Raw genomic sequence first — 16245 nt, forward strand, 5'->3', positions numbered from 1 at the left:
GCATGCTGCTGTGCCCGCTCCAGCAGCCATTGCCGCCGCGCACCGAGCAGCAGGACCAGCTGTCCGTGTTCGGTCAAGAGCCGTGGGCGCAGCAGGCGCCAGCCCGATCGAGTCCGGCTTGGTCTTGCCGACCTCGGCTGAGCTGATGGAGCAGGAGCGCCCCGAAGTCGGGATCGTATCGGGCTGATCACCGCCCCAGAGACCAAACTCCACCGCCTGACCACGCTCCTGACGAGAACCTGACAAGTCGTGATCTCGTCAGTGCTTGACGGTTCGCGACATGTGGATTCTCTGAGATCTTTGCCGCGATCACCCGACTCCCCCCTCAGGAGGCCCCCCATGTCACTGCGGACGCGCCTTGGCGTGTCGGCGCTGGCCATGGCCGCGCTCATCCCGATGGCCGGACCCGCCGCCGCGGCCCCGGCCTCCCCCGCCGCCGCCGTACCCGGGCTCCAGGGCCACGACGCGAGCACCGCCAGCGTCACCCTGATCACCGGCGACCGTGCCGAGCTCACCACCGGAGCCGACGGCAAGACCGCCGTGCACCTGTACACCGACGAGCCCTACGCCACCCGCCAGGACGGCGACGACCTCTACGTGGTGCCGCGCAGCGCCGCCCGGCTGATCGCCGCCGGACGGCTCGACGAGCGCCTGTTCAACATCAGCGGCCTGGTCCGGCAGGGCTACGACGACGCCCGTACGACCAAGGTGCCGCTCATCATCCAGGGCGCCGCCGCACTGCACCGCTCGGCCGTGGCGACCCCCCTCGGTTCGGGGGCGGCAGCCGTACAGGTCGAAAAGAAGGAGACAGGGGCGTTCTTCGCCGCCCTGACCGCCGCCCGCTCGCAGTACAAGATCTGGCTCGACGGCAAGGTCGCCGGCTTCGACTTAGACCCGGGCACCGGCGTCGGTCAGACCGGGGCCGAGCAGGCGTGGGCCGCCGGCTTCGACGGCAACGGGACGACTGTCGCCGTGCTCGACTCCGGCCACGACCCCGAGCACCCCGACCTGCGCGGGCGGCTGGCCGGGGAGCAGGACTTCACCGGCCTCGGCAGCGCCGCCGACGAGAACGGCCACGGCACCCACGTCGCCTCCACCATCCTGGGCACCGGCGCCGCCGACGCCACGCGCAAGGGCATGGCTCCCGGCGCGAAGCTGCTGGCCGGGCGCGTGCTCAACAGTGGCGGCTACGGCCAGGAGTCGTGGATCATCGCGGGCATGGAGTGGGCGGTCGCCCAGGGCGCCGACGTCGTCAACATGAGCCTGGGCAGCAGCGAGATCACTGACTGCACCGACCCGCTGGGCGCCACCGCGCAGCGGCTGTCCCGGCAGACCAAGACGCTCTTCGTCGTCGCCGCCGGCAACCAGGGACTGCGCCGGACGGTCTCCTCGCCCGGCTGCGCCGAGGGGGTGCTGACCGTGGGCGCCCTGGACGCCGAGGGCAAGACCGCCGCCTTCTCCAGCCGCGGCCCGGCCTCCGACGCCGCGCACCTGATCAAGCCCGAGATCGCCGCACCCGGCGTGGAGATCGTGGGCGCCGCGCTCGGCAGCGTGGCCGGCCTGCACTACACCCGGATGTCCGGCACGTCGATGGCCGCCCCGCACGTCGCCGGAGCCGCCGCGCTGCTGCGCCAGGCACACCCCGACTGGAGCGCCCAGCAGCTCAAGGCCGCCTTGATCTCCGGCGTCAAGTCGCGTGCCAAGGACGGCGTCTACGCCCAGGGCGCGGGTGAGCTGTCGGTGCCCGGCGCGCTGGCCGCGACCGTCCAGGGCCCCGGCACGGTCAGCCTGGGCGCGCTGGCCTGGCCGCACCCCCGGGGCCAGCGGGCGTCCAAGGAGATCGTCTACACCAATCTCGGCGACCGCCCGGTCCGCCTCCAGCTCCGCATCGACGACGTCGCGGGCAAGGGCGGCCACCGCGTGCCGTCCCGCGCCTTCAAGCTCGGCGCCCACCAGGTCGTCGTGCCCGCGCACGGCACCGCGAGCGTCGAGGTGACCGGCGACGCCGGGGTCCCCGTCCAGGACAAGGCGTACGGGGAGATCGGCGCGCGCGTGCTGGCCACCGGCCGCGGCGTCTCCGTCACCACCGCGGTCGGCTTCTGGGCCGAGCCCGAGCAGGTCACCCTGACCGTCAAGGCCACCGGCCGGGACGGCGGCGCCCCCGAGGCCCCGAGCTACCTCGACGTCATCGCGCTCGACGAGGTCGCCGCCGTCCGTTCCTACCTCGACGGCACCGGCGAGCAGAGCTACACCCTGCCGGTCGGCCGCTACGCGCTCAGCGCCTTCGTCTACGGCGGCGACACGCTGAGCTACCTGGGCGACCCTGAACTGGAGCTGTCGAAGGACACGACCGTCGTCTTCGACGCGCGCACCGCCCAGCGCATCACCGCGGCCACCGACCGGCCCAGTACCGTGGTGGCCGGAACCCTGCAGTACGGCCGCTGGTGGGACCGCTACCAGATCGGCGGCGGCGCGGTCGCCGGCCAGGCCGAGTACTACGCCGCGCCCACCAGCAGGGCCCGCACCGGCGGCTTCGAGCTGGTCGAGCACCTGCGCGCCACCTTCGACGGCGGCGTCTACAACCTCGCCTTCACCGAGGAGGGTGGGGTCGGCCGCTCGCAGGCCCGCGTCGTGCGCGACCGCGACCTCGCCGCGGTCAAGGAGACCTGGTACGGCAGGGCGGCCGACGAGCCCGGCGGCGATCTCCTGCACCTGTACCGCCCCTGGTCGGACGCCGCCTTCGGCACCTACGACGTGGACGCGAAGGTGCCCGGCGAGCGTCTGTCGCTCTACTCTCCCGGTCAGACCTTCCGCCAGATCACCTACCGCGGAGCCCACGTGTTGTTCCGCGAGACCTGGTACGACCTGCCGCGCGTCTACACCCGTGGGCAGCGGCGCGAGACCACCTGGTTCCGCATGGTCTCGATGAACGGCGTCTTCCCCGCCACCGACCAGGCCGGGACACGCATCGCCGAACGCCAGGCAGGCCTGATCGGGTACGCCGCGGCCACCTGGAAGGACGCCGAGCCAGGCCACTTCGGCTCGGGCGCCTACTTCGGCGACGTGGGCAACCTCGTGCTGCTGCGCGACGGGCAGCAGGTCGGGTCCAGCGCGTGGCCCTTCGGCCAGTTCCTGGTCGAGGACGGCGCCTACGAGCTGCGCAGCACCATGATGCGCTTTCGCGCCGAGACCACCGGCGAGCAGGGCGCGCTGGTCCGCACGTGCTACCGCTTCAGCACCACCAGGCCGCCTGGCGAGGAGGTCGCGGCCCTGCCGTTCCTCACCGTCCGCTACGACGCCGAGGTCGACGCCCGCAACTCCGCCGCACCCGTCACCGGCTTCCCGGTCACGCTCGACGTGCGCGGGCAGGTGGACTACGACCCGGGCAGCATCGCCAAGGTGCGGGCCTGGACCGCCACCGACGACCAGGCGGTCTGGAAGGACGACCCGGCCGCCTGGACCGAGGTGCCGGTCGCGCTGGAGAACGGCAGGTGGGTCGCCCGGGTGGACAACTCCGCGGCGACCGGCAAGCACGTCTCCATCCGCGTCGACGCGGTGGACGCGCACGGCAACGGCCTGACGCAGGTCGTCTCGCGGCTGTACGCGGTCAGGTAGCCGATTCGTTACGGGCGCCGGGCATACTCGGCGCCCGTGACCCAGAAGGAAGTTCGCGACGACGTGGATCTCCGAGCGCTCGGCCTCGACCGGGCCGAGGAACGCGCCTACCGGGCGCTGATCGATCTGGGCGCCGCCGCGCCTGAGGTGCTCGCCGACCGGCTGAGGCTGGCCGAGGGCGAGACGCGCAGCCTGCTGCGCCGCCTGGAGGCACTCGGGCTGGCCTCGCCGTCCGGGGCCGATCTCGACCGGTACGTCGCCTCCGCTCCCGACGTGGCGCTGCGCGCGATGCTCGTGCAGCGCCACGACGAGCTCCGCCGTACCGAACTGGCGGTCTCCGAGCTGACCGAGCTCTATCGGCGCGCCGCCGGCGGGCGCACGGTCAGCGACCTGGTCGAGGTGGTCACCGGAGCCGGGGCCACCCGGCAGCGTTTCGAGCAGCTCCAGCGCGGCGCGGAGCACGAGGTGCTGGCCTTCGTCACCCAGGGCCCCGTGGTGATGTCGGCCGAGGAGAACCTCGCCGAAGACGCCGCAGTACGGCGGGGCGTGCGCTACCGCGTGATCATCGAGCGCGCCGTGCTCGACCAGCCAGGGGGCCTGCGCCGCGCCGAACTGGCCACCGCCCAGGGCGAGGAGATCGCGGTAGTGGACTCGCTGCCGATGAAGCTCGTCATCGCCGACCGGTCGGTGGCGCTGGTGCCGCTCACCTCCGCCGGGCAGGAGCCCGGCGCGGTCGTCGTGCACGCCAGCGGCCTGCTCGACGCGCTCATCAGCCTCTTCAACTGGGCGTGGGACCGGGCCGGGGCGCTCCACCTCGCGCCCGGCGAGAAGCCGGGCGGGATCGCCGCCTCCGACGCCAGGATCCTCGCCCTGCTGTTCGCCGGGCTGACCGACGAGGCCGTGGCCAAGCAGCTCGGCCTGTCCCCGCGCACCGTGCAGCGCCGCGTGCGCCACCTCATGGATCTGTCTGGCGCCGGCACCCGCCTCCAGCTCGGACGGCACGCGACCGAGCGCGGCTGGGTCTGAGATCTGGTGGTTTGTGGTCGGTGGCCGGGTCTATGGCCTGCTCCATGAGCGACGTGCTGCTCCGCGGCGGCCTCAAGACCGGTACTCGCTACAGCGAGACGACCGCCTGGGCCCACTCGCTGGCACACGCCGCTTGACGCCAATACCCCTGGGATGTCTTTCTGCACTGTTCCGGCCGCACCCGCTGATCTCCCAGAGTTCATGCGAACTGAGGGGCTTTCAGGCTGAACCCAGGGATGTTCAGGGTCTATTGGGTGGTTCTGACCCTTGGGCTCGTGGGAATTGGCGGGATGGACCAACCAAAAGGAGACCGTAAGATGCAGGCGACCCACAAGCCACGCCACCACAGCCTCGACGTGGACGGACTCGAGGTCTTCTACCGAGAGGCCGGCGCGGCGGACAAGCCCTGCGTACTGCTGCTGCACGGCTTCCCGAGCTCCTCGCACACCTTCCGGCACGTGCTCTCGCCGCTGGCCGAGGTGAGCCGGGTCATCGCCCCGGACCTGCCGGGCTTCGGGTTCTCCTCCGCGCCCCGGGTCGACGAGTACGAGTACACGTTCGCCAACCTGGCCGACACCGTCGAGGCGTTCCTGGAGCAGATCGGCGTCGACGAGTTCTTCGTCTACCTGCACGACTTCGGCGCCCCGGTCGGCTACCACCTCGCCACCCGGCGTCCCGAGCGCATCCTCGGGCTCATCGTGCAGAACGGCAACGCCCACGAGGATGGCCTGGGTAGCCAGTGGGACAGCGCACGGGCCTTCTGGGCCGATCCTTCAGAGGCCAACCGTGCCCGGCTGCCCGAGTGGCTGAACTTCGAGGGCACTCGCGAGCAGTACCTGAGCGGGCTGCCGGAGCGGGTGCGCTTCCTCCCCCCGCCCGAGACATGGCACCTGGACTGGGAGCGGATGTCGCGGCCGGGCAACATCGAAGCCCAGTTCCAGTTGTTCTGCGACTACGCCAGCCACGTCGCCCGCTTCGGCGAGCTGGCCGACTACCACCAGACCCGCCAGCCGCCGTGCCTGCTGCTCTGGGGCCGCCACGACGTGTACTTCGACCTGCCCGAGATCATGGGCTACGCGCGAGCGCTCGACCGGCTCGAGATGCATGTCTACGACGGCGGCCACCTCCTGCTCGAGACCCACGCGCCCGAGTGCGCCGCGGCAATCAGGGCCTTCATCACCGATGTCACCGCCGAGCGCGCCATGGCTGACGATGTCACCAGTCGTCGGCGCTGACGTACGGCCGCGTCCACACGGTCATGTGCAGCATTGCCTTGATTCACGCGGCGTGCATCCGCTCCGGTGTCCGCCACCACCAGCATCCGGACTGCGAACGCAAGCTAGATGCCGAGACGCCCAGGGATCGTCGGCCATGAGAGCTGCAAACCCACCTGATCTGATGGCGAAGAAGACCAAGGCCAAAGCCGCGAGCCCCCCGGGGATGACCGTTAACGCTGTGTCGCGCACCACCCGCGACGGGGGCGGCACCACGACGCTCCGGCTCAGCCTGGTCCGCGCGCCACGATGCCCCAACCCCGAGGCTGACCAGGGCCTCCACGGGATGCGATACGCGCTGGTCGCCGGCGCTCAGGTGCGGGAGGTGCTCCCATAGGCCACCGTCCGTTGAAAAGACCATGGATGGCGGCCGATCTGGCCAGGCAAGCCCTAACGGGCGCAGTAGCCCGCGGTGAGCCCGCCGAGGAGCGCGGCGGGTCACGTGCCGCCACCCGCGCCCACTACGTAGGTACCTACCTGTAGCTAATAGGTACTCATACGGGGGTTTATCCCGTCTCGCTCGTATCGCCACCGGGGCAGGCTGAGTGTCTAGACATGAGCTCAGCAGAGCCACGGTCATAAAGAGAAGGGTACGAGCCATGTGCCAGCATCAACCACAGTGTCCGTCGGCGGACGCTTCGGATCACGATTCGGCCCGGATGGTTGCCTTTCACCCGGAACAGGGGTGGGGACTGCTCTGCAACGGTGTCGTCATCTTCGATGACGCCGGTGAACTCCTGCCGGACGGCCGGAGCATCTTCACCGGACCTGTGTGCACCGGGAATGCGGCATGAAACTCATGATCCCTAATCGGCTCTTGGCCTTCGCCGACGGCCTGCTCGCTCGCGTCCGGCCGGCCGGCGGCGACCGGACGGTCTCCTGGGCGCTCTCGCCCGAGCCTTCCGCCGAGCCCAGCGCACGGCGCATCGCCCGCAACCGCCTGGTGCAATGGGGACTTCAGGACCAGGCGCCGGTCGCGGACCTGCTTGTCGGCGAGCTGGTAACCAACGCCCTGCGTCACAGCTGTGACAGGATCCAGCTCACGCTCACCGCCGAGGACGGACTGCTGCGCTGCGAGGTCGAGCACGCAGATCCCTCGCGAGCCAGGCATCGCGTGGGCCGCGAACACCTCCTGCTCGCCGACTTGGCCTGCTGCTGGGGCACCGCCCATACCTGCGAGGGGAAGGTCATCTGGTTCGAGCTTCCCGCGCCCGGACTCGTCTGAAGGAAAGTGTCACGTGCGAAGGATCCGGATCCGTAAGGGCGGGAGGCCGACCGGCCCCCACGCCCAGGACCTGCGGACGCCGTCTGGGCGGCCGCTGCCCTATTGAACGCCGATGTCAGGTGGGGGGCTCGTCGTCGGCTGTGCGCGCCTGCTCGCCGACCCAGACGGCGATCTGGGCGCGTGAGTGGTAGCCGAGCTTGCTCAAGATGTGTTCGATGTGCCCCTCGGCGGTCCGCTGAGAGATCACCAGGGAGGCGGCGATCTCCCTGTTGGTCAGGCCCTGGGCGACGAGATCGGCGATCTCCGTCTCCCGCGGGGTCAGCGGCGACGCCTTCTTCTCGGCGGGCTGCTCGTCGACGTGCTTGTCCTCACGGAGCGCGTAGGCGAGCGCTTCGTCGTAGGTGAGCCGGGCGCCCCGCTTGTACGCGGTATCGAAGGCCGAATCGCCGAGCGCCTGGCGAGTGTGTTGCATGCATTCGTCGTGATAGTGGGAAAGATGGCCAAATCCCGACAGTGGCGCTCCGATCGCCTGCCAGACCGTTTCCAGGATGCCCAGCAGCCGGGCCGCTCGCTGGTACTGCTTCTCGGTGGCGGCGATCCAGGCCAGCACCTCCAGATTGACCCCGACCCCCAGCGGGTCGTCGAGCGCGCGGTTGAAGGTCAGGCTCTTCGTCTCGAGCTCGGTCGCGCGCCCGGCGTCGCCCTGCCGCCAGACCTCCACACCGAGCGCCATCATCATGTACGCCTTGTGCCAGCCTTCCCCGTGGGCGTCGGCCAGGGCAAGGCATTCATCGCCCAGCGAGATGGCCGCCGCCGAGTCGCCGCAGAAGGAGTACGCGAGGGACAGCCGGATGAGGGCCAGAGCCGTTCCCACGGGGTCACCGGTGGCCCGGTGCCCGGCCAGCGCCTCCTGGTAGAGCGTGATGGCGGACTCGGCATCGCCCTCGCACATGGCGATCATCCCGGAGAAGAGCGCGACGTAGGCGAGGACCGGGTCCAGCTCCAGCCGTTCCCCGATGGACCGGCTCTCCTCCAGCATCGCCGTGGCGGAGGTGAGGTCAGCCTGGATGATGGCCAGCCAGCTGTTGGCCCACAGTGCCCGGGCACGTGCCTCGCTCGGTTCGGTGTCAGCGGCGAGTCCCCGGTCCAGCCAGCGGCGGCCCTCTCCCAAGTAGTAGCCGCTGATCCAGTGGTAGAGCAGGTCGGCGGCCATGTCGAGGTCGCCGGCGACCTCCGAGGGATCGTCGAAGCAGTGCTCCAGTGCGGTGTGCAGGTTGGCGTGCTCGAGCCGCAGCCTGGCGAACCACGCCATCTGCGACGGCCCGAACAGCTCTGCTCGTGCCCGCGCCGACAGCGCGCGGTAGTAGTCGCGGTGCCGCCGTCGCAGCGTGGCCGCCTCGCCCGTGGCGACGAGCTTCTCCATGCCGTACTGACGGATGATCTCCAGCAACCGGTAGCGCGCCTGTGACCCGTGCTCCTCCCGGATCAGGATGGACTTGTCCACCAGGCCGCACACCAGGTCGAGGATCTCCTCGCGGGCCATTCCGTCGCCGGAGCAGACAGCCTCGGCCGCTTCCAGATCCAGGCTGCCGGCGAACACCGACACGCGTGCCCACAGCACCTGCTCCTTCTCGGAGCAGAGGGCATAGCTCCAGTCGATCAGCGCGCGGAGCGTCTGGTGACGCGGTAGTACGGCCCGCGAGCCGGCGGTCAGCAGCCGGAACCGGTCGTCCAGGCGCTCGTGCAGCTGCTGGACGGACAGCGCGCGCAACCTGACGGCGGCGAGCTCGATCCCGAGCGGCAGGCCGTCCAGCTGCCGGCAGATCCGGACGACGACGTCCCGATTGTCCTCAGTGACGGCGAACGACGGGAGGACGGCCCTGGCCCGCTCGGTGAACAGGCAAACGGCGTCGCACTTGGCGAGCGACTCGGTGGACACCCGCGCGCCGTCGACGTCTGGCAACGGAAGCGTGGGCACAGGTAGCGTCTGCTCACCCGCGAAGCCGAGGGCCTCCCGGCTGGTGGCGAGGATGCGCAGCTCGGGGGCGGAGCGCAGCAGCACCTCGGCCAGGACGGCGCACTCGTGCACCAGATGCTCGCAGTTGTCGAGGATCATCAGTGCCTGCTTGTCCCGCAGATACTCGGTGAGCACCTCCACTGGCGAGCTGAGGCTGTGGTCACGGATCTCCAAAGCCTCGACAACTGTCTGGGCGAGCATGTCCGGATTTTCCACCGCGGCCAATTCCACGAACCACACCCCGCCGCGGAAGTCTCGCGCGACGTCGAGCGCGACCCGGAGGGCCAGCCGTGTCTTGCCGACGCCGCCGACGCCGGTCAAGGTCACCGCACGTGAGATGGGCAGGCGTCGTTTGACCTCGGCCACTTCGTGCCTGCGGCCTACGAAGCTGGTCACCTCGGCCGGCAGTCGCGCCTTCTGCTGCCGCTTGGAGGCGCTGGTCCTCAGCGCTGTCATCGATTACCTCGCCAGGCTTGGTCACCGACGGAACAACCAAGCCGCGTTGTTCAGGTTATGCGCAGATCCCCACACGTCTGCAACCTCGGGATCCTTGTGGCAATTCCTTACAAAACGGTAAAACCTGGCGGCCACGGTCCAGGCGTAATCTGGATTTCATCGGCTCGGTCCCGATGGCAAGGGTGTCACGAGGGACTGCGCGGGTGGAGCGCTCATGGGGGTGGCGTCGAGGGGTTCGGAGATCCGTGGGTTGCCGGCCGAGCTGACCAGCTTCGTGGGCCGTCGGCGTGAGATAGCCGAGGTCAAGCGGCTGTTGGCCGGCTCCAGGCTGGTGACCCTCGTCGGCGTGGGCGGTGTCGGCAAGACCCGGTTGGCCCTCCGGGTCGCGGCCGACGTGCGGCGCGCGTTCCGTGACGGCGTGTGCCTGGTCGAGCTCGCGGGGCTCGAACGCCCGAACCTGCTCGTCCAGGCGGTGGTCGAGGCCCTGGAGATCGCGGACCTGTCCACGAGGCCCCTGCTCCAGGTACTTGCCGACCACCTGCGCGACAGGCAGACGCTGGTGGTCCTGGACAACTGCGAGCACCTGCTGCATGACTGCGCCGTCGTGGCCGAGACGCTGGTGCGCTCCGCGCCCGACCTGCGGATTCTCGCGACCAGCCGGCAGGTGCTCGGCGTCGCGGGCGAGCAGACGATGGTCGTGCCGCCATTGCCGCTGCCGGACGGCGACATGTCGCGGCTGTCCAGGGAGTCGTTGGAGCAGTCCGACGCGGTGCGGTTGTTCGCCGAGCGGGCCGGGGCCGTGCTGCCCGGTTTCGCGGTCACCGACAACAACCGGGAAGCCGTGGTACGGATCTGCCGGAGCCTGGACGGCATTCCACTGGCGATCGAGCTGGCGGCCGCCAGGCTGCGAGCAATCTCCGTTGAACAGTTGCTGGCCCGGCTGGAGGATCGGTTCCGGCTGCTCACAATGGGATCAAAGGTGGTGCTGCCCCGCCAGCGGACGTTGCGGGCGTTGATCGACTGGAGCTACATCCTGTGCACCCCGCAGGAGCAGCTGCTCTGGGTGCGCCTGTCGGTGTTCTCCGACAGCCTCGACCTCGAGGGGGCCGAGCATGTGTGCTCCGGCGACGGCATCGACACCGAGGAGATCCTCGACCTGGTGATCGGCCTGGTGGACAAGTCCATCCTCGTCAGGGAGGAGCATCAGTCGAAGGTGCGATTCCGGTTGCTGGAGACCATCCGCCAGTACGGCCGAGACCGGCTGCGCGAGTCCGGCCAGGAAGAGAAGCTGCGGCGTCGGCATCGCGACTGGTATCAGGACCTGGTGCTCCGCGCGCAGCAAGATTGGTTCGGACCGGATCAGGTGACCTGGTACGCGCGCCTGCGCACCGAGCACGGCAATCTCCGAACCGCCCTCGACTACTGCGTCGTGGTGCCGGGAGAGGCCGAGTGCGGCCTGATCATCGCCTCGGCGCTCCGGTTCTACTGGATCGCGGCCGACTCCCCGCACGAGGGCAGGAGCTGGTGCAACCGCCTGCTCGCCGCCGATGGGCGGCCGACTCCCGCCCGCGCCTGGGCTCTCTGCGTCGAGGCGCGGCTCGCGGTCCTGCAGAGCGACTTCACGGCGGCCGCGACCTTGCTGGACGAGTGCAGAGAGCTGGCCCGCCGGTTCGACGACCTGGCGATCACAGGGACCGCCACGTACGTCGCCGGCTTCGCGGCCCTGCTCCAGCAGGATCTCTCCAGGGCACTGACCCTCCTCAGCAAGGCGCTGGACTACAGCCGCACGGCGGACGACCAGATCGGCGTCGTCAACTCGTTGATCTATCTCGCCACCACGCGGTCGCTTCTCGGCCAGTCCGACCAGGCCGTCGAGCAGTTCGAGGAATGCCTGGCGATCTGCGAGCCGCGCCACGAGAACTGGTTCCGGTCATACACGCTGTGGACGTACGGGATCGAGGTGTGGAAGCGAGGGGACACGCAGCGGGCGGTCGAGATGGAACGCGAGGCCGTACGGCTGAAGGAGCCCTTCGACGACCACCTGGGCATCGCCCTGTGCATCGAGGCTCTGGCGTGGATGAGCTGCGGGGAAGGCGAAGGCGAGCGCGCGGCCCTGCTCCTCGGCGCCCTGCAGGAGATCTGGCGGTCCTTCGGCGGCCCCCTGTTCGGCTACCTGGCCGAACATCATGACGCGTGCGAGCTGGCGGCCAGGAGAATGCTCGGCGCCAGGGGGTTCGAGGCCGCCTTCCGCAAGGGCATGGGTCTCACCCTGGCCGAGGCGCTGGAGTACGCGATGCGGGAGGACATGCCGGAGACCGAGCCGCAGGAGAAGCCTTCACCGCTGACCCGCAGGGAGATGGAGATCGCCCGGTTGGTCGCGCAGGGCATGAGCAACAAGGCGATCGCGGCCGCGCTGGTGATCGCGCAGCGCACCGCCGAGGGGCACGTCGAGCACATCCTCGGCAAGCTCGGGTTCAGCTCGCGCGTCCAGATCGCCGCCTGGGTCAGCCGGCAGGAGCAGCCGGGGGATGACCAGAGCACTTCCGGAGGTGCGCCGTGAGCCGGACCGAGCGCGGTCCTGTGGCCAGGACCGAGCCGCCGATGGAGGTGTCCACGTTCGTCGGGCGCCGCCGCGAGGTGTCGGAGGCCAGGCGGATGCTGTCCCGCACGCGGCTGCTGACCTTGACCGGAGTGGGGGGTGTCGGCAAGACACGGCTGGCGGTCAGGGTCGCCGAGACGCTCGGGCGCACCTACAAGGACGGCGTGGAGACGGTCGAGCTGGCCACCCTGGAAGCCGGTGACCTGCTGGCGCCGACCGTCGCCGCGGCGCTGGGCCTGCGGGACGCGGGACCCGACCCCCTGACCATGCTGGCGGACTACCTGGCGGACAAGCGGATGCTGCTCGTGCTGGACAACTGCGAGCACCTGCTCGAGGACTGCGCCCGCCTCGTGGACCAGCTGCTGCGGCGCGCGCCCAGGCTGCGGATCCTGGCGACCAGCCGGCAGACCCTGGGGGTGAGCGGAGAGCAGGTGCTGGCGGTCCCGTCACTGCCCGTCCCAGATGACGGCCACCGGCCACGCGACATCGCCCGGCACGATTCGATACGGCTGTTCGTGGACCGCGCGGCGAGCGTGTGGCCGGGCTTCTCCCTTCACGCGAAGAACGCGGCGTGTCTGGCGAGGCTGGCCCAGCGCCTGGAGGGGATCCCGCTGGCGATCGAGCTGGCCGCGGTGCGGCTGCGCACGGTGCCGTTGGAGCAGCTCACCCAGGAGGTGGAGGAGCGCTTCGACGTGCTGGCGCGCGAGAGCCCGACCGGGCTGCCCCGCCATCGGACGCTGCGCGCGACCATGGACTGGAGTTTCGATCTCTGCTCGCCGGCGGAACAGCGGCTGTGGGCCCGTCTGTCGATGTTCCCCGGCGGGGCCGACCTCGACACCGCCGAGGCGGTGTGCGCCGGTGACGGGATCGACCGCGCCGATGTCATCGACCTGCTGACCGGGCTGGTGGACAAGTCGGTCCTGGTGGGTGAGCACGGGGAGTCCGGAGTCAGGTACCGCATGCTGGAGAGCGTCCGCGCGTACGGATGCGAGCGGCTGGAGTCTTCGGAAGCGCGGGCACTGCGCGGGCGGTACATCGACCACTACCGGGATGTGGTGGAGAGACACCGGATCGACCGGATCGTTCCGGACCAGCTCGAGCGCTACCGGCTCCTGCGACGGGAGCTGCCCAACGTGCGCGCGGCGCTGGCGATGTGCCTGAGCGAGCCGAGCACCGTTGTCGAAGGGCTGGAGATCGCGACGGCGATGTGGCTCTACTGGCTCCTCGCCGGTTCCCTCACAGAGGGCCGGTACTGGCTGGAGCGCGGTCTGGACCTGGTGCCCGGCGCGGTTGGCGCCCGGGCGATGGCGCTCTGGGTGGACAGCACGCTCGCCCTCCGCCAGGGCGACCTCGCCGTGGCGATGCCGAGACTGGAGGAATGTCACACCATGGCACGGCAGGCAGGCAACGAGGGTGTCCTGCCGTTCGCCATCCGGACCTCCGGTCTCGCCGCGTTCTCCACCGGGGACGCGCCACGCGGCCTCGCGCTCCTGGAGGAGTCACTCGCCCTCCACCGCGCCACCGGAGACATCGACAGCGTCGCCTTCAACCTCTACTACGCGGCCGCCTACGGCTCGATGGAGGACCCCGCGCGAGCCGCCAGGTTCGGTGAGGAATTGCTGGCGCTGTGCGAGACTCATCACGCTTCGATGTCACGCAGCCACGCCCAGCTGTCGCTCGGCATCGCCGTGTGGAACCTGGGTGATTGCCGCCGTGCCGAGGCGCTGGTGAGCGAGGTGGCCGAGTTCGCCCAAGAGATCAACGATCGGTGGACCCTCACGCAGTGCCTGGAGGTGCTGGCGTGGACGGCCGGCGCCAGGGGGGACCACGAACGGGCCGCCCGGATGCTGGGCGCCGCTCACGCGTTGTGGCAGGCGGTGGGCACCTCGCCGGCCCGGCTGGGGTACCACGCGAGGTGGCACGAGCGCTGCGCGGAGCAGTCCCGCCAGAAGTTGGGAGAGCGGGCGTTCACGGCGGCCTTCCGTGACGGGGCGAGGCACGGCCTGGAGCCGGCGAACGGCCGCGGCAGGTAGACGACCGGGTGAAGACCCGGTGATCAGGAAACGTTGTCCCTGTCGGGCTCAAGAACTCGATTCACTTCCAGCGCAGAGCCCTTCGTCCCATGGGCGGAAAGGCTGAGGGGTACCGAGCGGCTGGTCTGGGTCGCCTGGGATCCATCGCGGCACTCTTGCACCTGATACCCCGCCGCCAATGGGAGAAGATCTTCCCGATTACCCCATCTGCTCGGCGTCACCGCAAGCCCCACGGGCCCGTAGTGGGATGTCCCGGCGCGACAGCAGCCGGTGCAGCGTGGTCTTGGCGACGGCGCGGGTCTCGTCGGGGACCTCTTTGCGGCGTTCGGCCTCAGCCGACACCGACGGCGATCGCGGTGTGTGTGTGGCAGAGATGGTGCTGCTGGCAGTCCACCGCATGCGCCCCCGCCGGCTGTTATCGGTCTAGCTTGCCTGCCCTGTCCCGCAGGTAGCGCTGTTCGGGAAGGCTCGTGGTACGCCGGGCCGCCAGCCGGTAGTTCTCTCGCGCGGCAGCGTACTCGCCGGCCAGCTCCTGCAGGTGGGCGCGCACGGCGTACAGGCGGTGGTGACGGGCGATCCGGGGGTCGCCGTCCAGGCTCTCCAGCAGTTTGAGTCCGGCCTGGGGCCCGCGGGTCATCGCGACCGCGACGGCGTGATTGAGCGTGACCATCGGGTTCGGCGCGATCCGAGTGAGGATTCCGTACAGAATGCGGATCTGTTCCCAGTCGGTGTCCCCGGCCCGCGGCGCCTGGACGTGCAGCGCAGCGATCGCCGCCTGGAGCTGGTAAGGACCGAGGGGTGAGGCGGACATGGCGTCGGTGACCAGCGCGCTGCCCTCTTCGATCAGAGCGGTGTCCCACCGGTTACGGTCCTGCTCGGCCAGTGGCACGAGGGCGCCGTCCGGGCCGGTGCGGGCCGCGCGGCGGGCCTCGGTCAGCAGCATCAGCGCCAGAAGCGCGGCGACTTCACCGTCATCCGGCAAGGACCGGTGCACCATACGGGTGAGCCGGATCGCCTCTGCGGTCAGATCGCCGCGGTGCAGGTCGGGTCCGGAGCTGGCGGTGTAGCCCTCGTTGAAGATCAGGTAGAGCACGTGCAGGACGACGTCCAGCCGCTCGGCCCACTCCTGGGCGGTCGGCATCGCGAACGACGCGCCGACGGCCTTGATCCGCTGCTTGGCACGGCTGATCCGCGGCGCCATGGTGGCCTCCGGCACGAGGAACGCGCGCGCCACCTCGGCGGTGGTGAGCCCGCCGACGGCACGCAGCGTGAGCGCCACCTGAGAGGCGGGCGTCAGCGCCGGATGGCAGCACAGGAACAGCAGCGCGAGGGTGTCGTCGTGGTCGCCAGAGCTTTCGTCGCCGGGCGCCGGCGCGAGGCCGGCGTCCGGCGCCTCCCGTACCGCCGCGGTGGCCTCCCGGCGGCGGCGTGCCTGCTCGCTACGCACCTGGTCGACCAGGCGGCGGGATGCGACGGTCACCAGCCAGGACCGCGGGCTTTCCGGGACGCCCTGGGCAGGCCACTGCATCGCCGCCGCAAGCAACGCCTCCTGCACCGCGTCCTCGCACTCCTCGAACCCGCCGTACCGGTGCAGGAGCACGCCGAGGACCTGCGGCGCCAGTTCACGCAGCAGGTCCCCGAGGCGTTCGGACGCGCTCACATCTCCATCCCGGCCGAGTCCATCACAGGCCGCACCTCCACGCCGCCGACCTGACCACTCGATATCAGGGCGGCCAGTTCCACGGCGCGCTCCCGGCTCTCGCAGTCGACCACGTACTGGCCGGCGACGTGATCCGAGGCCGGCAGGTAGGGGCCCTCGGCCACCGTCACCACGCCGCCCCTGACCCTTATGGCGGCGCTAATGGAAGGATCGGCGAAAACGTGACCGCTGACCAGTTCCCCTGCTTGCCCGGCCGCGGCCAGGAACTCCTCATGGGCGAACCCTTCCCCCGGCAGGGCCGCGGCGCTCAGGTAGACATTCAGCAGGAACTTCACGGGTC

The 16245-nt window shown here is 70.3% G+C and carries 12 protein-coding genes; 8 read left to right on the plus strand and 4 right to left on the minus strand.

Annotated features, from left to right (window positions below; translation table 11 throughout):
- The first annotated feature begins 339 nt into the window (after positions 1–339).
- The 6 genes from H4W81_RS00875 (at position 340) to H4W81_RS00895 (ending at position 7140) form a co-directional block, all read left to right on the plus strand.
- Positions 340–3615, plus strand: a complete 3276-nt coding sequence (locus tag H4W81_RS00875) for a S8 family serine peptidase (protein WP_192773035.1) — start codon at positions 340–342, stop codon at positions 3613–3615.
- Positions 3616–3651: 36 nt separating this feature from the next.
- Positions 3652–4641: a helix-turn-helix domain-containing protein gene (locus H4W81_RS49105; protein ID WP_318781443.1), complete on the plus strand. Its 990-nt coding sequence runs from the start codon at positions 3652–3654 to the stop codon at positions 4639–4641.
- Between the two features lie 317 nt (positions 4642–4958).
- Positions 4959–5876, plus strand: a complete 918-nt coding sequence (locus H4W81_RS00885) for an alpha/beta fold hydrolase (protein WP_192773036.1) — start codon at positions 4959–4961, stop codon at positions 5874–5876.
- Between the two features lie 220 nt (positions 5877–6096).
- Positions 6097–6252 (plus strand): hypothetical protein, encoded by a 156-nt coding sequence (locus H4W81_RS00890; RefSeq protein ID WP_192773037.1) that lies wholly within the window; start codon positions 6097–6099, stop codon positions 6250–6252.
- Between the two features lie 262 nt (positions 6253–6514).
- The gene (locus tag H4W81_RS46520; protein ID WP_225958377.1) at positions 6515–6709 is read left to right on the plus strand and encodes a DUF5999 family protein; all 195 of its coding nucleotides are present in this window, start codon (positions 6515–6517) and stop codon (positions 6707–6709) included.
- Positions 6706–7140, plus strand: coding sequence for an ATP-binding protein (locus tag H4W81_RS00895; protein WP_192773038.1), 435 nt, complete (start codon positions 6706–6708; stop codon positions 7138–7140). The genes H4W81_RS46520 and H4W81_RS00895 overlap by 4 nt, the downstream gene beginning before the upstream one ends.
- Before the next feature lie 115 nt (positions 7141–7255).
- On the opposite strand, the gene H4W81_RS00900 is transcribed toward H4W81_RS00895, so the two are convergent.
- Positions 7256–9613, minus strand: coding sequence for an ATP-binding protein (locus H4W81_RS00900; protein ID WP_192773039.1), 2358 nt, complete (start codon positions 9611–9613; stop codon positions 7256–7258).
- Positions 9614–9827: 214 nt separating this feature from the next.
- Here H4W81_RS00900 and H4W81_RS00905 point away from each other — a divergent pair, with 214 nt between their 5' ends.
- The gene (locus tag H4W81_RS00905; RefSeq protein ID WP_192773040.1) at positions 9828–12173 is read left to right on the plus strand and encodes an ATP-binding protein; all 2346 of its coding nucleotides are present in this window, start codon (positions 9828–9830) and stop codon (positions 12171–12173) included.
- Positions 12170–14245 (plus strand): ATP-binding protein, encoded by a 2076-nt coding sequence (locus H4W81_RS00910; RefSeq protein WP_192773041.1) that lies wholly within the window; start codon positions 12170–12172, stop codon positions 14243–14245. The genes H4W81_RS00905 and H4W81_RS00910 overlap by 4 nt, the downstream gene beginning before the upstream one ends.
- Before the next feature lie 198 nt (positions 14246–14443).
- Here the strand turns inward: H4W81_RS00910 and H4W81_RS00915 are convergent, their stop codons facing one another.
- From H4W81_RS00915 to H4W81_RS00925, 3 genes are all read right to left on the minus strand, one after another.
- The gene (locus H4W81_RS00915; protein WP_225958378.1) at positions 14444–14587 is read right to left on the minus strand and encodes a hypothetical protein; all 144 of its coding nucleotides are present in this window, start codon (positions 14585–14587) and stop codon (positions 14444–14446) included.
- 73 nt (positions 14588–14660) lie between these two features.
- Entirely contained in the window at positions 14661–15905 is a 1245-nt protein-coding gene (locus H4W81_RS00920) for an RNA polymerase sigma factor (RefSeq protein WP_192773042.1), read from the minus strand.
- Positions 15902–16240 carry a YciI family protein gene (locus H4W81_RS00925; RefSeq protein ID WP_192773043.1) on the minus strand — a complete coding sequence of 113 codons (339 nt, stop codon included), beginning with the start codon at positions 16238–16240 and terminating at the stop codon, positions 15902–15904. The genes H4W81_RS00920 and H4W81_RS00925 overlap by 4 nt, the downstream gene beginning before the upstream one ends.
- Positions 16241–16245 lie beyond the last annotated feature (5 nt).

It is taken from the genome of Nonomuraea africana, assembly GCF_014873535.1.
In the GTDB taxonomy this organism is placed as follows: Bacteria; Actinomycetota; Actinomycetes; order Streptosporangiales; family Streptosporangiaceae; genus Nonomuraea; species Nonomuraea africana.